General features: G+C 71.3%; 15 protein-coding genes and 2 pseudogenes. 5 read left to right on the top strand and 12 right to left on the bottom strand.

The genetic code is table 11. The features are described from left to right. Positions 1-20: 20 nt before the first annotated feature. Positions 21-2,075, bottom strand: a complete 2,055-nt coding sequence (locus STRCI_RS29910) for an IucA/IucC family protein (RefSeq protein ID WP_418953390.1) — start codon at positions 2,073-2,075, stop codon at positions 21-23. Positions 2,076-2,338: 263 nt separating this feature from the next. Continuing rightward, positions 2,339-3,832, bottom strand: a complete 1,494-nt coding sequence (locus STRCI_RS29905) for a diaminobutyrate--2-oxoglutarate transaminase family protein (RefSeq protein ID WP_269664682.1) — start codon at positions 3,830-3,832, stop codon at positions 2,339-2,341. A gap of 485 nt (positions 3,833-4,317) precedes the next feature. On the opposite strand from STRCI_RS29905, the gene STRCI_RS29900 reads away from it, so the two are divergent. Both STRCI_RS29900 and STRCI_RS29895 read left to right on the top strand, forming a co-directional pair. Next, positions 4,318-5,538: a trypsin-like serine peptidase gene (locus tag STRCI_RS29900; protein ID WP_269662048.1), complete on the top strand. Its 1,221-nt coding sequence runs from the start codon at positions 4,318-4,320 to the stop codon at positions 5,536-5,538. Between the two features lie 145 nt (positions 5,539-5,683). Next, on the top strand, positions 5,684-6,850 hold the full coding sequence (locus STRCI_RS29895) for a trypsin-like serine peptidase (RefSeq protein ID WP_269662047.1): 1,167 nt from the start codon (positions 5,684-5,686) through the stop codon (positions 6,848-6,850). Between the two features lie 57 nt (positions 6,851-6,907). Here STRCI_RS29895 and hflX read toward each other — a convergent pair whose 3' ends face one another. The 6 genes from hflX to miaA all read right to left on the bottom strand — a co-directional run bounded on the left by hflX (position 6,908) and on the right by miaA (position 15,163). Continuing rightward, a complete protein-coding gene (hflX, locus tag STRCI_RS29890) occupies positions 6,908-8,401 on the bottom strand; it encodes a GTPase HflX (RefSeq protein WP_269662046.1) in 1,494 nt (497 codons plus the stop codon). A gap of 152 nt (positions 8,402-8,553) precedes the next feature. Continuing rightward, positions 8,554-10,062 (bottom strand): M1 family metallopeptidase, encoded by a 1,509-nt coding sequence (locus tag STRCI_RS29885; protein ID WP_269662045.1) that lies wholly within the window; start codon positions 10,060-10,062, stop codon positions 8,554-8,556. 129 nt (positions 10,063-10,191) lie between these two features. Then, the gene (locus STRCI_RS29880) at positions 10,192-12,318 is read right to left on the bottom strand and encodes a RelA/SpoT family protein (protein ID WP_269662044.1); all 2,127 of its coding nucleotides are present in this window, start codon (positions 12,316-12,318) and stop codon (positions 10,192-10,194) included. Between the two features lie 342 nt (positions 12,319-12,660). After that, positions 12,661-13,530 (bottom strand): diaminopimelate epimerase, encoded by an 870-nt coding sequence (gene dapF, locus STRCI_RS29875; RefSeq protein ID WP_269662043.1) that lies wholly within the window; start codon positions 13,528-13,530, stop codon positions 12,661-12,663. An 82-nt stretch (positions 13,531-13,612) separates the two neighbouring features. Further along, complete coding sequence (locus STRCI_RS29870; protein ID WP_269664681.1) at positions 13,613-14,116, bottom strand: hypothetical protein; 504 nt, start codon at positions 14,114-14,116, stop codon at positions 13,613-13,615. A gap of 108 nt (positions 14,117-14,224) precedes the next feature. Continuing rightward, positions 14,225-15,163, bottom strand: coding sequence for a tRNA (adenosine(37)-N6)-dimethylallyltransferase MiaA (miaA, locus tag STRCI_RS29865; protein WP_269662042.1), 939 nt, complete (start codon positions 15,161-15,163; stop codon positions 14,225-14,227). 183 nt (positions 15,164-15,346) lie between these two features. Here miaA and STRCI_RS29860 point away from each other — a divergent pair, with 183 nt between their 5' ends. Both STRCI_RS29860 and STRCI_RS29855 read left to right on the top strand, forming a co-directional pair. After that, a complete protein-coding gene (locus STRCI_RS29860; RefSeq protein ID WP_269662041.1) occupies positions 15,347-15,634 on the top strand; it encodes a hypothetical protein in 288 nt (95 codons plus the stop codon). 24 nt (positions 15,635-15,658) lie between these two features. Continuing rightward, complete coding sequence (locus STRCI_RS29855) at positions 15,659-15,934, top strand: antitoxin (RefSeq protein ID WP_269662040.1); 276 nt, start codon at positions 15,659-15,661, stop codon at positions 15,932-15,934. Between the two features lie 73 nt (positions 15,935-16,007). Here the strand turns inward: STRCI_RS29855 and STRCI_RS29850 are convergent, their stop codons facing one another. The 4 genes and pseudogenes from STRCI_RS29850 to STRCI_RS29835 form a co-directional block, all read right to left on the bottom strand. Beyond that, a complete protein-coding gene (locus STRCI_RS29850; protein WP_269662039.1) occupies positions 16,008-16,721 on the bottom strand; it encodes a class III extradiol dioxygenase subunit B-like domain-containing protein in 714 nt (237 codons plus the stop codon). Positions 16,722-16,754: 33 nt separating this feature from the next. Further along, positions 16,755-18,272, bottom strand: a complete 1,518-nt coding sequence (miaB, locus tag STRCI_RS29845; protein WP_269662038.1) for a tRNA (N6-isopentenyl adenosine(37)-C2)-methylthiotransferase MiaB — start codon at positions 18,270-18,272, stop codon at positions 16,755-16,757. An 88-nt stretch (positions 18,273-18,360) separates the two neighbouring features. Then, positions 18,361-20,226 (bottom strand): glycoside hydrolase family 5 protein, encoded by a 1,866-nt coding sequence (locus STRCI_RS29840; protein ID WP_418953477.1) that lies wholly within the window; start codon positions 20,224-20,226, stop codon positions 18,361-18,363. A gap of 78 nt (positions 20,227-20,304) precedes the next feature. Then, a pseudogene (locus STRCI_RS29835) lies at positions 20,305-20,586 on the bottom strand (response regulator transcription factor); the annotation flags it as partial. Here STRCI_RS29835 and STRCI_RS29830 point away from each other — a divergent pair. Then, positions 20,587-20,913 (top strand): annotated as a pseudogene (locus STRCI_RS29830) (cation:proton antiporter domain-containing protein); the annotation flags it as partial. Positions 20,914-20,923 lie beyond the last annotated feature (10 nt).

The following is a 20,923-nucleotide window of genomic DNA, read 5'->3' as shown; positions in this document are numbered from 1 at the left end:
AACGGGGTGGGTCATGTTCCTCAGAAATGCGGGGAGTGCAGGGGGTTGGCGATGGTGACGTAGACGGACTGGGTGTCGACCGGGCCGACGAGTTCGTCCAGGCCGTGCAGGCGGGTCAGGAGGTTGGCTTTGCAGCGCAACGTGGATGAGTCGAGCAGGCGGGCCGGAAGCGAGGTACGCAGGGGTGCGGGGCCGGAGGCCACGTCGCCGAGGAATCGACGGAAGGCGGCGAGCAGCAGTCGCTCGTCGGCGAGGCTCTGGGAGCCGAACGCGCCGATGAGACCGAACACGTTGTTGATGGCGAGGTAGTAGGCGAAGCGCTCGTCTGTCACGTCGTCGGGGACGAAGGTGTCGCTGTGTTTGCCGATGCCGGGCAGTCGGGCGTCGAGTTCCTCGCGGCGGGACTCGCGGAAGTAGTAGCCCTGGTTGTCGCGGTAGCGGCCGCCGGTGGGCCAGCCGTCCGGGTCCAGCAGGAGCAGGGTGTTCTGCTGGTGCGCCTCCAGGGCGATCCCTGCCTCGGCGTCCAGCCAGAGCACCGGGCGGACCACGTGTTCGAGGTAGCGCAGGAACCACTCGGCGGACACGGCGCCTCGGGGTCGGCCGGTGCGGGCGGCGAGGCGGGTGACGAGGTCGGCGAGACGGGACCCCCAGGCCGGCGAGGTCGGTCGGGAGCTGCCGGAGGCGTTCGTCTGCGCGGGCTGCGGTCGGGGGGAGACGAGTCCGGCGATGCAGGAGACATCGGCAGCCGGATGGAAGGGGTTGTGCCTGATCATCACGTCCAGCCCGGGGACCGGCTCACCCTGCGGTCCGTCGACGGCGAGCCAGGCCGGGTCGCGGACGATGTCGAAGCTGGGGTGTGCGGACTGCCAGCGGCTTGACAGACCGGCACGCAGAAGGCGGTGGACCTCGACACCGCGGTGCAGTTCCTTGCGGAGATTCTCACGACGGGAGTTGGTGATGCGCAGGCCCAACGAGAGCTTGAGCATGGCGGGGGCGCCGGATCGGTGGACGGTCCGTACGGAGGAGGTGGGGTGCCAAGGGGCGCCGTGAGGACCCAGGTCCCGGAGCAGTCCGGCGTCGAACAGGGCGGCGGTCCCGGGGCGGTTGCGGATCTCGCGGAGCTGCCAGGGGTGCAGGGGCAGGGCCGCGTGGGTGTCGGGCAGTGGGAGCCCGGGGCCGGCGAGTCGGGTCGTGAGCTGGGGCGCGGTGACAGGGCGGCCGCGTTCTGTCCAGGCGGAGTCGGTGGCGAGGACGGAGGGAACTACCGCGATCCAGTGGAGGGGAAAGGAGCCGCGCAGTTCGGGTGAGTAGAGGTGAACTTCGGCGTCCGAGAGGCCTTCGCGGCTCTTCGGGGCGGGGTGGAGGGGGTGTCCAAGGACCAGTGCCTGTTCCGCACTGAGGAAGAGGTCGGGGCCGTCGGCCGGCCGTTCCCGGCGGTCGCTGATGAACAGGGCGGTCCGGCGTACCGAGTCGGCGACTCGGGAGACCAGGTCGGTGCGGTCAGAGGCGGCGGGTGTCCCTTGCCTGGCGGCGATTGCCCCAATGTCGGAGCTTTCGGTTCCGCTCCAGGTTCCGTCCCAGGTTTCCGTGCCCTCCAGCCCACCCTGGGGTTCCCTGCCCTCCTGGCACTCCGATGCATTCGGCGTCTCCCGGGCGAGCAGCGCCGCGACTGTGACCGCGTCGGCAGGTGGGGAGTGTTCCGGGGCGCCCTCCAGGTGCGGCAGGCCGAAGCGGTGCCAGCCTGTGGGGGACCAGTGGTGGACCGGTGCGATCAGGGCCGTACCGCTGTTGGGGAGAGGGACGCGGAGGGCCCCGTCCACGGGAGCGGGGAGGCCGAATTCCCGCACCCAGCAGCGGAGCAGGTTCTCCACGGCGGCAGCCTGGGCCGCGGTGTGCGGGTCGGGGTGCCGGCGGAAGTCGGCGGCGGGTTGGCGCAGGCGCTCGGCGACGGGGGCACCGTCTTGTTCCGGGGTCCGCTGCGGTGAGGGAACCGTGTCCTCCGGGCGCGGTGAGCCGGGAGTCTCCGCCTTCCCTGACTCAGGGCGGGCTCCCGGCTCCGAGCCGGCAGCACCCACCCCCGCTCCACCCCCGTGCTCGGCACCGCCCACCACATCCAAGCCCTCGCCCACCCTCGGACCGCTTCCCAGCTCCGGCTCGACTCCCCGCTGTCGAGGGGCCGTCGCCGCCGTGGTCGGAGTGGAGGGCGCCGGATGTGAGGGGTCGAGGCCAGGGGAGTTGTCCGCGCCTCTCGGGGTGTGCCCGTCCGATGTGTGGCTGGTGTTCAACGTCTGCTCTGTTCCTGGTTCCTGGGGAGGTGGTTCGAGTGGGGAAGAAGCCGTCAGTGGCGGGGTCGGGTCTCGGTGTGGGCTCGGGCGGCCGTGTGGATGGCGTCGGTGAGGCGGTCGAGGACCGCGGCTGCCTGTTCGTCGCTGATCGTCAGGGGTGGGAGGAGCCGTACGACGCTGTTGTGACGGCCGCCGAGTTCGACGATGAGTCCTCGTCGCAGACACTCCCGTTGGACGGCGGCGGCGAGTTCGGGGGCTGGAGGGCGCGCGTCGTGGGTGCCCTCGGTCCGCGTCGGATCCTGGGTCGGCTCCGGGTGCTGTTTCGGTGTCGGCCCCTCCCCCGGGTCCACCACCTCGACCCCGATCATCAGGCCCCTGCCCCGGATATCGCCGACGCAGGTGAACTCGGCGGCCACTGCCCGGAGTTCGGTAAGCATGCGGGCGCCGAGGTGTCGGGCGCGCTCGGCGAGGCCGTTCTCGCGGACGTGGGCGAGGGTTGCCGTGCCCGCTGCCATGGCGAGTTGGTTGCCTCGGAAGGTGCCCGCGTGGGCGCCGGGTTCCCAGGCGTCGAGGTCTTCGTGGTAGACCACCACGGCCAGCGGGAGGCTGCCGCCGATGGCCTTGGAGAGGACCATCACGTCGGGGGTGACTCCGCTGTGCTCGACGGCCCAGAAGGCGCCGGTGCGGCCGACGCCGGTCTGGACCTCGTCGACGATGAGTGGGATGGAGCGGTCGGCCGTGAGCTGCCGCATGCGGCGCAGCCAGTCGTCGGGGGCGGGGATGACTCCTCCCTCGCCCTGTACGGGTTCGAGGATCATCCCGGCGGGGTGCGGTACCCCCGACTTGGGGTCGTCAAGGACGGATTCGGTCCAGCGGGCGGCGAGTTCGGCACCGCGTTCGCCGGCGACGCCGAAGGGGCAGCGGTAGTCCTGGGGGTAGGGCAGGCGGGCAACGCGGACGTCGAAGGCGTTGCCAGAGGCTTCGAGGGCGCCGGTGGTCATGCCATGGTAGGCGCCGGTGAAGGCGAGCAGGCCGCTTCGGCCGGTGGCGGTGCGGACCAGCTTGAACGCGGCCTCCACGGCATCGGTTCCGGCGGGTCCGCAGAACTGCACGCGTGCGTGGTCGGCGAGTCCGGGGGGCAGCGTGCGGAACAGTTCGGTGGTGAAGGCGTCCTTCACCGGGGTCGCGAGGTCGAGAACGTGCAAGGGGGCACCGGAGTCCAGGACCTTGCGGATCGCCTCCAGGACGACGGGGTGGTTGTGGCCGAGGGCCAGGGTTCCGGCGCCGGAGAGACAGTCCAGGTACCGGCGTCCGTCCGCCCCCTCGATCGTCATTCCGCGCGCCCGTACCGGCACGATCGGCAGGGCCCGCGCGTAGGTGCGCGCCGCCGATTCGCGCGCCGACTGCCGTCGCAGGATCCCCTCGTGCCAGGAGGAGCGCGCACCCGAACCGGCCGCACGCCCTCCGGGCCTCCGCCCACCCTGCTCACGCGCCCCCGGCGCGGGCGCGCCGACCTCACCGGTCCCGTCCGCACACGCCCCCGCCATCGGAACCGACAGGGGCACCGGCACTCCAACCTCAGCCGCGCCCACCTCACCGGCCCCCGCCTCACTGGCCTTCACAACCCCAGCCAACTGCCCGGTCAGCCCCCCGGCCACAGCCCCACCCGAAGCCCCGTCAACACCCACCGATGCCCAACCTCCCGCCGCCCTGGGGCGAGCACGCCACCCGTGTTCTCGCCCGTCCCGACATACGCACCCCCGCGAGCCTTCACTCGAAGATGCGGGGAAATGGGTACAGGGGGCCGCCTACGGACAGCGGAATCCCCATCGCTACCAACCCCGGACAGCTCACCTGGTTACGGGTTGCTTCAAGATCCTTGCCGTGACGGAACCGTTGCCGTTCCGTCGGAAGTCCCCCACAGCGAGCGCATAGTGTGTGTTGCCGTTCCCACAGTCGCCTTCGCCGCCTTCGGTGGCGCGGGACTGCGGCAGCGCTGCCAAGTTCGTTCACCTCAGGGGGAGTCAGACTCATGCGATCGATACGGCCGTCGTTCACCACTCGCCGAGGGAGGAGCGCGCGGCGCAGAACCTCCCCCCTGCCCGCCGCTGTCGCCCTCGCCGCGGCCCTCGCGCTCACCGCCACCGCCTGCGATTCGGGCGACGAGGCCACCGACGGCGGGTCCTCCGCGACCGCCGCCGCAGGTGACGACAAGATCTCGATCCCGGACGACATCAAGGACCGGCTCAAGGAGCACGGGATCGACATCGACAAGTGGAAGGACGGCGCCTGGAAGAACTGGAACAAGGACGACTGGCTGCGCGAGGCCGAGGACTTCGTCAACCCGATCATCGAGGACCTGTGGGACCCGGACCGGATGCGCGAGGCCGAGGAGCCGGACCAGGGTGTCGACGACAGCGACCTCTCGGGTGACCAGGGTGTGACCGACCCGACGCCCGCTCCGGTGGACGCGCAGGCCGTTCCGGCTAAGTACCACGACGCCGCGCCGACGGCGGGCAAGGTGTTCTTCGACTCGCCCGAAGGCACGATGGTGTGCTCGGCGACGGTCGTAGCGGACCCGGCCAACCCCGGTAAGTCCAACCTGGTGTGGACGGCCGGCCACTGTGTGCACGCGGGCAAGAGCGGCGGCTGGTACCGGAACATCGCGTTCGTGCCGTCGTACAACAACGACGCCATGGAGACGGCGGAGTTGGAGGGTGCCACGCGCGAGCAGGTCGCTCCGTACGGGGTCTGGTGGGGTGACTGGGTGCAGACCTCCGACCAGTGGATCGAGCAGGGCGGTGCGACCGGCGGTGACGGTGCCTCGTACGACTTCTCCGTCATTCATGTGACGCCGGAGGAGGGCAGCGGCGGGAAGTCGCTGGAGGAGATGGTCGGTTCGGCGCTGCCGGTGGACTTCAACGCCCCGGCCGTGCCTGAGGTGGACAGCATCACCGCGACCGGTTACCCGGCGGCGCCGCCGTTCGACGGGCAGAAGATGTACCAGTGCGAGGACAAGCCGGGTCGGCTGTCGCTGAAGAAGGCGGATCCCACGATGTACCGGATCGGCTGCACGATGACCGGCGGTTCGTCGGGTGGTGGCTGGGTCGCGACCGGCTCGGACGGCAAGCCGGCGCTGGTTTCCAACACCTCCATCGGGCCGGTGGAGTCGGGCTGGCTGGCCGGGCCGCGGCTCGGTAAGGAAGCCAAGGGTGTGTTCGACGAGGTCAGCGGGAAGTTCGCCGGCCAGTGAGCCTGGGGCAGGACGGCGGTGGGATCGGGAAACCTTCACGGTCCCGCCCCCGTTCGCCCTCAACTCCCCGGGCATAGTGGGTTGTCGCGTGCCCGGGGCACGCCGGACACATTGAGAGCAGCAGTTCTACGGGGGTCATCGCACCATGCGTTCCACACGTTCCCGCCTCGCCGCCACCGCGCTTCTCGCGGCCGTGGCGCTGACCGCGACCGCGTGCAGCGGTTCCGGCGGCGACGAGGCGAGTGACAAGCCCAGCGCTTCCCAGCCGGCCGATCAGGGCAAGGCCGAGGTTCCCGCGGGTATCGCCGACAAGCTGAAGGAACACGGTATCGACGTCGACGCCTGGGCGGACGGCGGCTGGCAGGACTGGGACAAGGACAAGTGGCTCAGTGAGGCCAAGGACTTCGTCAATCCGGTGATCGAGGGTCTGTGGAAACCGGAGCGGATGCAGTCCGCCAAGGAGGCCGACAAGACCATCTCCGTGAAGGACGCCTCCGCCGACCAGGGCGTCAGCGACCCGGAGCCGGCGCCCGTGGAGGCGACGGCCGAGAAGACGCCCTACCACGACAACGCGGCGCCCGTCGGCAAGGTGTTCTTCGACTCCCCGGACGGTCCCGCGGTCTGTTCCGGCACGGTGGTCAAGGACGTCAACCACCCGGGGAAGTCCAACCTGGTCTGGACGGCCGGCCACTGTGTGCACGCGGGCGGTGAGGGCGGCTGGTACCGCAACATCGTCTTCGTCCCGGCCTACAACGACCTCGGCAAGTCCGAGGCGGAGCTGAGCAACGCCGACGCCACCGAGATCGCCCCCTACGGCAACTGGTGGGCGGACTGGGCCTCCACGTCGAACGAGTGGATCCAGGGCGGCTCGTCCACGGGCGGCGCGGGTGCGGCGTACGACTACTCGGTGCTGCATGTGAAGCCGGAGCAGGGCGCGAAGTCGCTGGAGGAGACCGTCGGGGCCGCGCTGGACGTGGACTTCTCGGCTCCGTCCGCGACCGAGTCCGGCACGATGGGCGCCTGGGGCTACCCGGCGGCGCCGCCGTACAACGGGCTGAAGATGTTCAAGTGCCTCGACCGGCCGGGCCGGCTGTCGCTGAGCCCGACGCTGCCGACGATGTACCGGATCGGCTGCACGATGACCGGTGGCTCCTCGGGCGGTGGCTGGTTCCGGGTGGTGGACGGCGAGACCATGCTGGTGTCGAACACCTCGATCGGCCCTGAGGACAACACCTGGCTGGCGGGCCCGCAGCTCGGCAAGAGCGCCGAGGCGCTGTACCAGAACATGAGCAAGACCTACGGCGGTCAGTGACGAACGGCGAAGGCCCGCCCCCGCTCAAGCAGCGGGGGCGGGCCTTCGTATTGCCTGTCAGGCCGCCGGGGTCGGCACATACGGCGCGAGTTCCGCCGCCAGTTCCTCGTGCACCCGTACCTTGAGCAGGGTGCCCTCCGGGGTGTGCTCCTCGGAGATCACCTCTCCCTCGTCGTGCGCGCGGGCGACGAGCTTGCCGAGGGTGTACGGCACCAGCGCTTCGATCTCGACCGAGGGGCGGGGCAGTTCGTTGTCGATCAGGGCGAGCAGTTCCGCGATGCCCTGGCCGGTGCGGGCCGAGACGGCGATGGAGCGCTTCTCGATCCGCAGCAGCCGCTGGAGGGTCAGCGGGTCGGCCGCGTCGGCCTTGTTGATCACGACGATCTCCGGTACCCGGGTGGCACCGACGTCCGTGATCACTTCGCGTACGGCGGCCAGCTGCTCCTCCGGGTTCGGGTGCGAACCGTCGACCACGTGCAGGATCAGGTCGGACTCGCCGACCTCCTCCATCGTGGAGCGGAACGCCTCGACCAGGTGGTGCGGCAGGTGCCGGACGAAGCCGACGGTGTCCGCCAGCGTGTACAGCCGTCCGCTCGGGGTCTCGGCCCGGCGCACGGTCGGGTCGAGGGTCGCGAACAGGGCGTTCTCGACCAGCACGCCCGCGCCCGTGAGCCGGTTGAGCAGGGAGGACTTGCCGGCGTTGGTGTAACCCGCGATGGCGACCGAGGGCACCTTGTTGCGCTTGCGCTCCTGGCGCTTGATCTCGCGGCCGGTCTTCATCTCCGCGATCTCCCGGCGCATCTTCGCCATCTTCTCGCGGATCCGGCGCCGGTCCGTCTCGATCTTGGTCTCACCGGGACCACGGGTGGCGAGGCCGCCGCCCTTGCCGCCGCCCATCTGCCGGGACAGCGACTGACCCCAGCCGCGCAGCCGCGGCAGCATGTACTGCATCTGCGCGAGCGCGACCTGCGCCTTGCCCTCTCGGGACTTGGCGTGCTGGGCGAAGATGTCGAGGATCAGGGCCGTACGGTCGATGACCTTGACCTTGACGACGTCTTCGAGGTGGATGAGCTGGCCGGGGCTGAGCTCACCGTCGCAGATGACCGTGTCGGCGCCGGTTTCGAGGACGATGTCCCGCAGCTCGTTGGCCTTGCCGGAACCGATGTAGGTGGCGGCGTCGGGCTTGTCGCGGCGCTGGATCACACCGTCGAGCACGAGCGCGCCCGCGGTCTCGGCGAGGGCGGCGAGCTCCGCGAGGGAGTTCTCCGCGTCCTGCACGGTCCCGGTGGTCCAGACACCCACGAGGACGACCCGCTCCAGACGGAGCTGGCGGTACTCGACCTCGGTGACGTCCTCGAGCTCGGTGGAGAGACCGGCCACGCGGCGCAGGGCCGCGCGCTCGGAGCGGTCGAACTGTTCGCCGTCCCGCGCTCCGTCGATGTCGTGGCTCCAGGCGACGTCCTCTTCCATCAGGGCATCGGCCCGAAGACCTTCGGCGTAGTTGTGCGCGAGGCGCTGCGAGTCCTGGGAAGGGGAAGAAGAGGAGGTCATTGGGTCCTTACGTCGTTGAGGATTCCGGTACGGCGGTCAATGTGCACAACGTACGAGTGCCCTGGGAGATTCCCGCGGAACCGTCGGGTTCCGGGCCCCGTACCGCGCCGACCTGAAGATGGTCGCACGGGACGGGGCGTCTCGTCATCGACTTATTGCGCGGGCGCGGCCTTCGCCGGGGCGACCGGCTTCCAGTCCGGGTGGCCGGGCATGGGCGGGGTCTTCTCGCCGTACAGCCAGGGGTGCAGGAAGCCGTTCAGATCGCGTCCGGAGATCTCCGAGGCGAGGGCGACAAAGTCGTCGGTGGTGGCGACGCCGTCCTGGTGGTGGGTGACCCAGGCGCGTTCCAGCCGGTCGAAGGCGGGGCGGCCGATCTCCTGACGGAGGGCGTAGAGGACGAGCGCGGCACCGTCGTACACGTTGGGGCGGAAGATGCTGATCTTCCGGCCGGGGTCGGGGGCCTTGGGCGCGGCCGGGGGCCCGCCGGCGGTGCGCCAGCGGTCGGAGGCGCCGTACGCGGCCTTCATCCGGGCCGCCAGGGGACGGTCGGCCTTCTCCTCCGCGTACAGGGCCTCGTACCAGGTGGCGTGGCCTTCGTTGAGCCACAGGTCGGACCAGGTGCCGGGGCTGACGCTGTTGCCGAACCACTGGTGCGCCAGTTCGTGCACCATGATCGATTCCACGTACCAGGCGGGGAAGGCGCGGTCGGTGAACAGGCCTTTCTCGAAGAGGGAGAGGGTCTGGGTCTCCAGTTCGAAGCCGGTGTTCACGTCCGCCATGAGCACGCCGTACGTCTCGAAGGGGTAGCGGCCGACCTTGCTCTCCATCCAGGAGATCTGGTCCGGGGTCTTCTCCAGCCAGGGTTCCAGCTGCTTGCGGTGCGCCGTGGGGATGACGTCGCGGACCGGGAGGGCGTGCGGGCCGGTGCGGCGCAGGACCGTGGAGCGGCCGATGGAGACCTGGGTGAGTTCGGTGGCCATGGGGTGCTGGGTGCGGTACGTCCACGTCGTCACCGCGCGGGAGCGGTCCACGTCGGTGGGGAGGCCGTTGGCGACGGCGGTGTAGCCGTTCGGGGCGGTCACCTTGATGGTGAACATCGCCTTGTCCGAGGGGTGGTCGTTGCCGGGGAAGACCAGATGGGCGGCGTCGGCCTGGTTGGCCATGGCGAGGCCGTCCGCGGTGCGCACCCAGCCGCCGTCGCGGCCCCTGGCCGGCGTGGGGTCGCTCGTGTGCCGCACGGTGATCCGCATCCAGCTCCCGCGGGGCAGCGGGTCGGCCGGGGTGACGACGAGGTCCTCGCCGGTGGTGGCGAAGGCGGCCGGTTCGCCGTCGAACTCCACCGAGTCGACCGTGCCGTGGGCGAAGTCGAGGTTGACGCGGTCGAGGGTGGTCGTCGTCCAGGCGTCGATGGTGGTGACGGCCTGGAGGGGCTTGCTGTTGCTGCCGGGATAGGTGAAGGAGAGGTCGTACGAGGCGACGTCGTAGCCCGGGTTGCCGAGGTGCGGGAAGAGGCGGTCGCCGATGCCCAGGGGTTCGGCGGGGGCGCCGGCGGCGACGAGGCAGACGGTCACGGCGGAGGCGAGGAGGGCGGTGGCCTTACGAGAGGTGACCTTGCGGGAGGTGACCTTGCGGGGCGTGACCTTGCGGGGCGTGTGCGGCATGGACCACCGCTACCAGCGGCCGCGCCCGGGGCGGCGACGACGCGCGCCCGGCCCACCCGAACGGGGTCCGCGCGCTCTGTTACGTCGGCTCGCGGCGTCCTACGACACCCCGTCCCACGGCACGCCGTCCTACGACACACCTGGCTGCGTCTGCGTCCTGGCCACGTCGTACACCCCGGCCACGTTCCGCATCGCCCGCATCAGGGCGGGCAGATGGGCCGCGTCCGGGAGTTGGAGGGTGTAGGTGTGCCGGACCCGCTGCTGGGTGGGCGGTTCCACCGTCGCCGAGACGATCTCGGCGCCCTCCAGCGCCATCGCCTCCGTGAGGTCGGCCAGCAGATGCGGGCGGACGAACGATTCCGCTACCAGCGTCACCCGGCACTCGCTGGTGTCGCCCCAGTGGACGGGGATCTCCGGGCGGCCCGCGCTCTTCATGCGCGCCACCGCCGTGCACTCCACGCGGTGGACGGTCACCGCTCCCCCGCGTACCGCGAAGCCGGTGATCCCGTCGGGGGGCACCGGTGTGCAGCAGCCCGCCAGCCGTACCGTCGCGTCGGGCTGGTCGACCACGACGTTCGCGGCGGGACGGGCCGAGGGCGAGCCCTCGGTCGACAGGGCCTCCGTCGTGGGGCGGGGCGTGGTCGCGCCGTCCTCGGGGCGCCCGTCGGTGTCCTCGGCGGAGGGGTGCGAGGCCAGCCAGCGCTGGATGGCGATGCGGGCCGCGGGAGTGTGGGCGTGCTCCAGCCACTCCCTGGAGGGCTCGGAGGCGGGGTCCTGACCCATGAGGAGCTGAACGGTGTCGCCGTCCCTCAGCACCGTGCTCAGGGTCGCCAGCCGGCCGTTCACGCGTGCGCCGATGCACGCGTGCGCGTCCTCGCCGTACTGCGCGTACGCCGCGTCCACACAGCTCGCGCCCTCGGGCAGGCCGAGCGTGCCGCCGTCGGGGCGGAAGACGGTGATCTCGCGGTCCTGGGCGAGGTCCTCGCGGAGGGTGGACCAGAAGGTGTCGGGGTCGGGGGCCGCCTCCTGCCAGTCCAGGAGGCGGGAGAGCCAGCCGGGGCGGGTCGGGTCGGCGCGCTCGCCGTCGACGGGCTCGTCGGAGGAGGGGGCGTAGGGGTTGCCGAGCGCGATCACCCCGGCCTCGGCCACCTTGTGCATCTGGTGAGTGCGGATGAGGACTTCGACGACCTGGCCGTCCTCCCGCGCCACCGCCGTGTGCAGGGACTGGTAAAGGTTGAACTTCGGTACGGCGATGAAGTCCTTGAACTCCGAGACGACCGGCGTCATACAGGTGTGCAACTCGCCCAGGACGCCGTAACAGTCCGCGTCCTCGCCGACCAGCACCAGCAGCCGCCCGAAGTCGGCGCCGCGCAGCCGGCCGCGTTTGCGGGCGACCCGGTGCACGGAGACGAAGTGGCGTGGCCGGATGAGGACTTCGGCCTGGATGTCGGCGTCCCGGAGCACCGTGCGCATCTCGTCGGCGACCTCGGCGAGCGGGTCGTCCGCGCGGGAGGCGTTGTCGACGATCAGCTCCCGCGTGTGCTCGTACTCCTCGGGATGCAGGATCGCGAAGACCAGGTCCTCCAGCTCGGTCTTGAGCGCCTGGACACCGAGGCGTTCGGCGAGCGGGATGAGGACGTCGCGGGTCACCTTGGCGATGCGTGCCTGTTTCTCGGGGCGCATCACGCCAAGGGTGCGCATGTTGTGCAGCCGGTCGGCGAGTTTGATCGACATCACGCGGACATCGCTGCCGGTCGCGACGAGCATCTTGCGGAAGGTCTCGGGCTCGGCGGCGGCGCCGTAGTCGACCTTCTCCAACTTCGTGACGCCGTCGACGAGATAGCGGACCTCGGCGCCGAACTGCTCGCCGACCTGATCGAGCGTCACCTCGGTGTCCTCGACGGTGTCGTGGAGCAGGGAGGCGGTCAACGTCGTGGTCTCGGCACCGAGTTCGGCGAGGATGAGGGTCACGGCGAGCGGGTGCGTGATGTACGGCTCGCCGCTCTTGCGCATCTGGCCGCGGTGCGAGGACTCGGCGAGCACATACGCGCGGCGCAGTGGTTCGAGGTCGGCGTCGGGGTGATGGGCGCGGTGGGCCTCGGCGACATGGCCGATGGCGTCGGGCAGCCGGTCACGGGCGGCCGGGCCGAGCAGTGCGGCACGGCCGAGGCGGCGCAGGTCGATCCGGGCCCGCCAGCGAGCTGCGGGCCCGGTTACCGGGCCGGGCGTCGCGGGGTTCGTGGCCTCCGCACTCATGGGCACCTCCGGCTGCGTGGACCGGCGGACGGGGTGCCCCATGGCGGACACGGCTCAGGGGACTGGCAACGGTCCCCCGTCCGGGCCGGTGCTTGATGCTACCGAGCCCATCACGCGCGGCTGACCGCCTCTCGCCGAGCGTGAAACGGATCACCCATTCGAGCGAAGGTTCGCAGGTTTACGGTTTCGAACCCCGCGACCTGCGGCCGACCGGGGATTCGATCCTCGACCGGGTGGCCGCGGAAGCCGAACCTCCGCAGACCGGACACCCGTCACACCGATACCAAGTCGTTGCCCAAGCACAGGGGGCGTGCCGCCGACGCGGCGACGGCGTGGCCCGGCTCAGCGTGCGAGCGTCGTCAGCCAGGTCGCGTCGAGTTCACCCTCGGCGACGATCACCGCGGGGCCGGTCATCTCGATCTCGCCGTCGGGGAGCTCGGTGATCACCAGGGTGCCGCCGGGCACGTCGACGGTGTACGTCGCCGGGGTGCCGGTGACCGCCGGGTCGGCGCCGTCGCGGCGGGCCGTGGCGACGGCGACGGCACACGCGCCCGTGCCGCAGGACCGGGTCTCTCCGGCGCCGCGCTCGTGCACGCGCAGCGCGACGTGCCGGGGTCCGCGGTCGACGACGAACTCCACGTTCACACCGTCCGGGTAGGCCGAGGCCGGGCTGAACGGCGGCGCCTCGTGCAGGCTCCCGGCGTGCGCGAGGTCCTCCACGAACGCCACCGCGTGCGGGTTGCCCATGTTCACGTTCCGCGCGGGCCAGCTGCGCTCGCCGACGCTCACCGTGACGTCCCCCTCGGGCAGGCGCGCCTTGCCCATGCCGACCGTGACGTCACCGTTCTTGGCGAGGTGCACGCGCTTGACGCCCCCGCGCGTGGCGATCGCGAGGTCTCCCTCGGTGATGTGTCCGGCGCGCTGGAGGTAGCGGGCGAAGACGCGGACGCCGTTGCCGCACATCTCCGCGATCGAACCGTCGCCGTTGCGGTAGTCCATGAACCACTCCGCCTCGGCCGCCAGGTCCTTCGCCTCGGGGTGCGCGGCGGACCGCACGACGTGCAGCAGGCCGTCCCCGCCGATGCCCGCGCGCCGGTCGCACAGCGCGGCGACGGCGGACGGGGGCAGGTCGATGGCGTTCTCGGGGTCCGGGACGATCACGAAGTCGTTCTCGGTGCCGTGACCCTTGAGGAAGGCGATCCGCGTGCTCATGCCTCGATCGTACGGTGCCGCACCGACAGCCACGGAAACGGAGCCCGCGGCTCAGCCGGGGCGACGAAAGGGAGCCGACCGCTCAGCGCAGCCGCGCCACGCGCCACACCGCGAGCACGACCACCGCGGCCACGACCACGACGTAGGCCAGCACCACGCGCCAGTCCGGGCGCCGTCCGGAACCCCGCTGGGGCAGGCCGGGCCACGTGTAACCCACGCGGCGGGCCGCCATCATTCCCCAGCCGGCCGCGCAGGAGCAGATCAGCAGGCCCAGCATGGCGATCACGGCGCCGCTGTCGCCGAAGTCGAAGGCCAGTGGGAAGGCGAACATCAGCGAGCCGACCGCGGCCAGCGCCACGATGGGCGCGAGCTGCCAGATGCGCAGCCTGCGCTGCGGGCGCAGCTCGACCTCGACCTCGGGGCCCCCGGCGAACATCTCCTCCGGCTCGGGGCCGTCGTCGGTCACACCGTCCGGTGCCTCGTCGGGACCGTCCGGGCTCAGACGGTCGCCGTCCTGCTCCGTTTCGCCCCGGTCACCGGTGACGGGTTCGGTGTCTTGTGCGGTGTCGCGAGGGCCGGCCTCCATCGCCACGCGCCCTCCCAACTCGGACTCCACTTGGTCGATCGAAGCTCGATGATGGCACGGCGCCGGAGGCCGCGATGACGGCCGGAGCGTCCCGATGCCATGACGTGATCAGGCTGTAACCGGTCGTTCGACCAACGCCATTGCGAGGTGCGGAAGTTCTGTGAGATCCGCCGCAGCCCCACTCAGCCAGTGCACCCGGGGGTCGCGCCTGAACCATGAATCCTGACGGCGCGCGAAGCGTTTGGTGGCACGTACGGTCTCGGCGCGGGCCTCCGCCATGGTGCACTCCCCGGCGAGCGCCGCGAGCACCTGCTGGTAGCCGAGCGCGCGCGAGGCCGTACGCCCCTCGCGCAACCCCTGCGCCTCCAGCGCGCGCACTTCCTCGACGAGCCCCGCGTCCCACATCCGGTCGACCCGGCGGGCGATGCGGTCGTCGAGCTCGGGGCGGGCGACGTCGACGCCGATCTGCACGGTGTCGTAGACCGAGTCATGGCCCGGCAGGTTGGCCGTGAAGGGCTGGCCGGTGATCTCGATCACTTCCAGGGCGCGGACGATACGGCGGCCGTTGCTGGGCAGGATCGCGTGCGCGGCGTCCGGGTCGGCGGCGGCGAGCCGGGCGTGCAGGGCGCCCGAGCCGCGCAGGGTGAGTTCGTCCTCCAGACGGGCGCGGACCTCGGGATCGGTGCCGGGGAACTCCAGGTTGTCGACGGCGCCGCGGACGTACAGGCCGGAGCCGCCGACCAGGATCGGCCAGCGTCCCTCGGCGAGCAGCGCGTCGATCCGCTCGCGGGCCAGCCGCTGGTACTCGGCGACGGACGCGGTGACGGTGACGTCCCAGATGTCCAACAGATGATGGGGGACGCCGGCCCGTTCCTCGGGCGTCAGCTTGGCGGTGCCGATGTCCATCCCGCGATAGAGCTGCATGGAGTCGGCGTTGACGACCTCGCCGCCGAGCTGTCGGGCCAGGAAAACGCCCAGATCGGACTTTCCGGCCGCGGTGGGACCGACGACGGCGATGACGCGGGGGGCGGAGGGTGCGCTGCTCACCGCCCCAGTCTCGCAAACCTCACGGGGTGGCCTCGAACGAGTTACGTGACGGCCCGGGCCCGACGTCGTTGCCGTTTGCGTGGTGCGCGCCGCCGGTCTGCGAGAGGCGGCGATCCGGGCGACGCAAACGGACGCACCGGACGACGCGGGATTTCGCCCGCACGAGTAACGTATGGAGTTGATATGGGCGTTTTGGCACGGCTTTTCCGGAGGTCCAAGACGACGCAGGAGGCGTCGACCGACGAGGCTCAGGCCGGCACCGAGGCCGCCGGGTCCGAGGCGGGAGAGACGGCTCAGGCGGAAGAGGCCACTGAGGCGAAGGGTTCGGCCGAGGCCGGGGCTCCGGAAGAAGCGACACCGGTGACGGCTACGGCGGCGAGGGCCGTCGACAGCGAGGGCGTCGAGATCCCCAAGCAGCAGTCCGCCGACGAGGCGGCCGACCGGGAGGCCGGCGAGGGCGCCCGCACCTGAACATCCCGCGTGGGAAGGCGAACGATGGGTCTCATGGACAATTTGAAGGCCAAGCTCGGCCCGGCCAAGGGCAAGGTGTCCGACCTCGCCCATCAGCATGGGGGCAAGATCCAGCACGGTCTGGACAAGGCCGCCAAGGTCGTCGACGAGAAGACCAAGGGCAAGTACAGGGACAAGATCCACACGGGCACGGGCAAGGCCAAGGGCGCCATGGACCGACTCGCGCACAAGGACCACGGGACGGGCGGCGGGACGGGCACGGGCACGAGCGGGGACACCACCCCGCCGCCGGCTTCCTGAACCCACGGCACACCGACGGACGGCCGCGGAGCACCCCGCTCCCCGGCCGTCCGCCGTCGTTCCGGGACGGCGGCTACGACCAGGTCGCGACCAGGTACCCCACGCCGTACGGCGCGCTCTCGTGCAGCAGCGCGCCGGACAGCCCGGCGTCCTCCGCGGCGCCCGCGAGGACCTGCCAGGGCGCCCGGCCGGACGCCTTCAGCTCCCGCGCCAGTCGGACGTCCAGCATCTGGAGCGCATCCACGTCCGCCGCGCCCAGGGCCCGCGCGACGTCCGCGTCGAAGGGCTCCGCGCGCTCGTCGAGGTAGCCGGGTGCCTTGAGCGTGCGGCAGGCGCTGGCGTCGCCCATCACCAGCATCGCCACGCGTCCGGGGCCCGCGGCGATCTCCCTTCCGACTTGGATACACCGCTCGGCGTCCAGAGGTTCCCCCACCCCGAGTCCCTCGATCGGGGCATCGGCCCACGCCGTCCGCTCCAGCAGCCACGCGGCCACCGCCAGCGAGGAGGGCAGCTCCCGCGCGGAGTCGTCCGCCCGCTCCGTCCCCAGCCGTACGTCGACCTCGACGCCGAAGCCGCGGAAGGAGCCCCGCGCCCCTTCCGGATGGGCCCCGTGCCCCTCCTGCCCCGCGGGCCCGACGACGATCAGCCGGTCGGGCCGTGCGGCGGCGAGCACGCCGAGCGCGTCCGCGCACGCGGTACGGGCGGCGTCCAGTTCGGGCGCGGCACCCGCGGCGACCTCGGGCACGAGCAGCGGCGGACAGGGGCAGACAGCGGCGGCGACAAGCATGATCGGCAGCGTAACCCCGCACGCCCGCGCACGTCAGTCGACGGCACAGCCTCCGGTGACCACCGGCAGCGGCTCCGGGACGCCGATCGTCGGCAGCCCCAGCATCACACCCGCCGACTTGGCGGCCTGCTCGGCGTTCCGCTTCTCCCAGGCGTCACCCGCGCGGGTGCGGCGCACTTCGAGGACCGCGCCTTCGGCGAGGAGGTGGTGGGGAGCGGCGTAGGTGATCTCGACCGTGACCACGTCACCGGGGCGTACGTCCTGGTCGGGCTTGGTGAAGTGGACCAGGCGGTTGTCGGGGGCGCGGCCGGAGAGGCGGTGGGTGGCGCCGTCCTTGCGGCCCTCGCCCTCGGCGACCATCAGTTCCAGGGTGCGGCCGACCTGCTTCTTGTTCTCCTCCCAGGAGATCTCCTCCTGAAGGGCGACGAGACGCTCGTAGCGCGCCTGGACGACCTCCTTCGGGATCTGGTCCTCCATGGTCGCGGCCGGGGTTCCGGGGCGCTTGGAGTACTGGAAGGTGAAGGCCTGGGTGAAGCGGGCCTCGCGGACGGCGTGCATCGTCTGCTCGAAGTCCTCCTCGGTCTCGCCGGGGAAGCCCACGATGATGTCGGTCGTGATCGCGGCGTGCGGGATGGCCGCGCGGACCTTCTCGATGATCCCCAGGTAGCGCTCCTGGCGGTACGAGCGGCGCATGGCCTTCAGGACCGTGTCCGAGCCGGACTGGAGCGGCATGTGGAGCTGCGGCATCACGTTCGGCGTCTCGGCCATCGCCGCGATCACGTCGTCCGTGAAGTCACGCGGGTGCGGGGAGGTGAAGCGGACGCGCTCCAGGCCCTCGATGGACCCGCAGGCCCGCAGCAGCTTGCTGAACGCCTCGCGGTCGCCGATGTCGGAGCCGTAGGCGTTGACGTTCTGGCCGAGCAGCGTGATCTCGGAGACGCCCTCGCCGACCAGGGCCTCGATCTCGGCGAGGATGTCGCCGGTGCGCCGGTCCTTCTCCTTGCCGCGCAGGGCCGGGACGATGCAGAAGGTGCAGGTGTTGTTGCAGCCGACGGAGATCGACACCCATGCCGCGTACGCGCTCTCGCGCCGGGTCGGCAGCGTGGAGGGGAACGCCTCCAGGGACTCGGCGATCTCGACCTGCGCCTCCTCCTGCACGCGGGCGCGCTCCAGCAGGACGGGCAGCTTGCCGATGTTGTGCGTGCCGAAGACGACGTCCACCCAGGGCGCCTTCTTCACGATGGTGTCGCGGTCCTTCTGCGCGAGGCAGCCGCCCACCGCGATCTGCATCCCGGGCCGCGAGGCCTTCCTCGGCGCGAGCCGCCCGAGGTTGCCGTAGAGGCGGTTGTCGGCGTTCTCGCGGACGGCGCAGGTGTTGAAGACGACGACGTCGGCGTCGCCGTCGGCGCCCTCGGGGGCACGCACGTAACCGGCGTCCTCCAGCAGCCCGGACAATCGCTCGGAGTCGTGGACGTTCATCTGGCACCCGTAGGTGCGCACCTCATACGTTCGCTTGACGTCCACGGCGTGGCTCCGGTCGATGCTGCTCATGCCCTCAAGGGTAAGGGCGCGCCGGGAGCGCCCCTCCCGGTCGCCGATTTCTCCGTACCCCGGAGGCTCACCCGGGACCGTCCGCCCGTCACATCCGACGGCAGTACAGCGCGTCCGGTGTCCGTCGTGAGCCCACCCGGCCCGTGTACGCGATGCCGGCCGCGTACTCGTCGTCCGCGCACTGCCCCTTGTAGTGGCCGGACGCGAAGTCCCCGCCCTTGGGCGACGCCCCGCGGTTGTCGCCCCGGTCGAACCAGACCGTACGGCCGCCGGTGGCGCCGACCGGGGCCGCCGAGCACAGCGCGGCCGAGACCGCCGAGCCGCGGACGCTGTAGCCGGTGAGCAGATGGCCGTCGGGGCACTGGAGCTTGGTGTAGCCGGACGCCCAGTCCTGGCCGGGGCGGACGTGCCGTTCGTCGACGACCACCTCGTACCCGCCTGTCGGCCCCGACGACAGGCCAACGTCCGAGCAGAGCCCGCGGTTCCCGGTGCGGCTGAGGCCCAGCAGGCGCTGCCCGTCCGGGCAGACGGCCTTGCGGGCGCCGGAGTCCCAGTCGGGCCGCGCCCGCATCCACCGGGAGGCGATGAAGTCGCCGTGGTCGGGGCTCAGCATGGACCAGTCGGCCACGGGCGCCACCTGTCCGGTCCGCCCCTGGGCCGCCGTCAGCCGGGTCCAGGCGGCCGCCCTCCAGTCGTCGCCGTCGTGGACGCCCATCCGGTGGCCCGCCACGTCCCAGTGCAGCAGCGCCCAGCCGTTGCCCTTGCGGCCCTCGTGCCAGCCGACGAGGGGCCAGTACGCGAAGTCCGCGTCCATGCGGATGAGGTGGTCGACGAAGTTCTCGAACCAGGCGCGCTGTTTCGCGCCGGTCTCCTCGCGGCCGCCGACGCCGAACTCGCTGATCCAGACGGGAGCGGTGAAGTGCTGGTCCGGTTCGGAGGCGACGTAGAGGGCCTGGCGGTTCACGACGGAGATCAGTTCGCTCGGACTCAGGTCGCGATAGCGGGGGTCGGTGGTCTCGCCGGTGCCGGTGGCGCCGCTGTGGTTGGGGCCCGTGTAGTCGTAGAAGTGGGCGGAGTACACGAGCTTGCCGGAGTCGACGAGGGTGTGCGAGAGGCGGCGTACCGGCTCCAGGGTGGGGCGTTCGTGGGCGAAGCCGTCGATGGGGATGCCGGTCCAGTTGATGCCCTCGACGATGATCAGGAGGTCCGGGTTCGCCTCCGTGAGGATGCGGTCGGCGACCCGCTGCGAGGCGGCGAACCAGTCGTGGTCGTCGCCGAGGCCCCAGTTGGGGTCGTCCCAGACATTGCGGCGGACCTCGTTGTAGAGGTCGGCGCCGACGACCCGCTTGTTGTCCTTGTAGCGGTTCGCCATGAAGAGCCAGTCGGTCTCCCAGGCCGCGGTGGACTGGCCGGTGTTCCAGCGTTCGTTGCCGTCGACTCCGCAGCACCAGCGGGTGGTGTTGGTGTGGTTGTTGAGGATGACGGCGAGGCCGGCGGCGGTGAGTTCGCGGACGACCACGTCGTAGACCTGGAGCGGGGTCTTTCCGCGCAGGGACGGGTTGGCGGCCACGGCGTCGTCCGTGACGGGGCGGGAGTCGCGGATCATCTCGTTGGAGAAGGGCAGCCGGATGCTGTTGATGCCGATCTCGTGGAACCCGGCGATGATCTCGGCCATGGGCGCGCGGTCCAGGCCGAGCGGGATACGGCCGGAGTTCTCGCCCGCGTGATGGTTGGCGTCGTCCTCGGTGCTGCCCGAGCCGTTCCAGGTGCCGCTGGCGCCGTGCCAGTTGCCCGAGCGCAGCTTGAACCGGTCGCCGTCGGCGTCGACGATCCAGCGGCCCCGGGTGCTGAGCGGGCCCGTCCAGTCCGCCGCCTCCTCGGCCGCCCGCGCGGGGACGGACGTCAGGGGGACCAGGAGGAGTACGGCGACCAGGGCCGCCTTGAGGAAGCTCATCCGTCTGAGGAAGCTCGTCCGTGTTGTCATGGCAGCGTCATGATGACGCGGCGCCCGCCCCTAGTCCAGACCTTGGCATCAGGGCTCGATGAGCCCCGCGCGGATCGCGTACCGGGTCAGCTCCAGCCGGTCCCGCACGCCCAGCTTCTGGAGCAGGTTGGCCCGGTGCCGCTCGACCGTCTTGGCGCTGATGAAGAGCAGCTCACCGATCTCCTTCGAGGTGTGCCCCTCGGCGACCAGCTTGAGGATCTCCTCCTCCCGCTCGGTCACCGGCCGCTCTGGCAGCCGGTCACCGCCGTGCAGCCGCTCCAGGTACGAGCGCACCAGCGCCCGCTCGGCCCCGGGATAGATGAACGGTTTGCGCTCGCGCTGGCGGTCGTCACCGCCGGGACGAAGATCGCCACGGGGTACTGGGCGGCGCGGCGGGCCGGTATCTCGGAGAAGGGCCGCTGGCGCGCGGGCGGGGCGCTGGTGGCCCGCGGCGAGTTCTCCATCGTCATCGCGGGCCTGGCGGTCAGCGCGGGCATCGAACCGTCGTCCCTGGGCCCCCTCGCCACCGCCTACGTCCTCATCCTCGTCATCGTCGGCCCCCTCACCGCACGCTTCACGGAGCCGGTGGCGACGTGGTGGACGGAACGGCGGAAGGTGGAGCCACGGGAGGCCGCGGAGGAGGCGGCGCCCCTTTAGCGGACGTCTT

The organism is Streptomyces cinnabarinus, assembly GCF_027270315.1.
Lineage (GTDB): Bacteria > Actinomycetota > Actinomycetes > Streptomycetales > Streptomycetaceae > Streptomyces > Streptomyces cinnabarinus.
This window is presented reverse-complemented; position numbering and strand designations above follow the sequence as displayed.

What these genes read in the sequence shown, in the direction of transcription:
- STRCI_RS29905 (WP_269664682.1), bottom strand. Translation starts at nt 3,832, where the DNA reads ATGGCGGGGGCGTGTGCGGACGGGACCGGTGAGGTCGGCGCGCCCGCG.
- STRCI_RS29900 (WP_269662048.1), top strand. Translation starts at nt 4,318, where the DNA reads ATGCGATCGATACGGCCGTCGTTCACCACTCGCCGAGGGAGGAGCGCG.
- STRCI_RS29895 (WP_269662047.1), top strand. Translation starts at nt 5,684, where the DNA reads ATGCGTTCCACACGTTCCCGCCTCGCCGCCACCGCGCTTCTCGCGGCC.
- hflX (WP_269662046.1), bottom strand. Translation starts at nt 8,401, where the DNA reads ATGACCTCCTCTTCTTCCCCTTCCCAGGACTCGCAGCGCCTCGCGCAC.
- STRCI_RS29885 (WP_269662045.1), bottom strand. Translation starts at nt 10,062, where the DNA reads ATGCCGCACACGCCCCGCAAGGTCACGCCCCGCAAGGTCACCTCCCGC.
- STRCI_RS29880 (WP_269662044.1), bottom strand. Translation starts at nt 12,318, where the DNA reads ATGAGTGCGGAGGCCACGAACCCCGCGACGCCCGGCCCGGTAACCGGG.
- dapF (WP_269662043.1), bottom strand. Translation starts at nt 13,530, where the DNA reads ATGAGCACGCGGATCGCCTTCCTCAAGGGTCACGGCACCGAGAACGAC.
- STRCI_RS29870 (WP_269664681.1), bottom strand. Translation starts at nt 14,116, where the DNA reads ATGGAGGCCGGCCCTCGCGACACCGCACAAGACACCGAACCCGTCACC.
- STRCI_RS29860 (WP_269662041.1), top strand. Translation starts at nt 15,347, where the DNA reads ATGGGCGTTTTGGCACGGCTTTTCCGGAGGTCCAAGACGACGCAGGAG.
- STRCI_RS29855 (WP_269662040.1), top strand. Translation starts at nt 15,659, where the DNA reads ATGGGTCTCATGGACAATTTGAAGGCCAAGCTCGGCCCGGCCAAGGGC.
- STRCI_RS29850 (WP_269662039.1), bottom strand. Translation starts at nt 16,721, where the DNA reads ATGCTTGTCGCCGCCGCTGTCTGCCCCTGTCCGCCGCTGCTCGTGCCC.
- miaB (WP_269662038.1), bottom strand. Translation starts at nt 18,272, where the DNA reads ATGAGCAGCATCGACCGGAGCCACGCCGTGGACGTCAAGCGAACGTAT.
- STRCI_RS29840 (WP_418953477.1), bottom strand. Translation starts at nt 20,226, where the DNA reads ATGAGCTTCCTCAAGGCGGCCCTGGTCGCCGTACTCCTCCTGGTCCCC.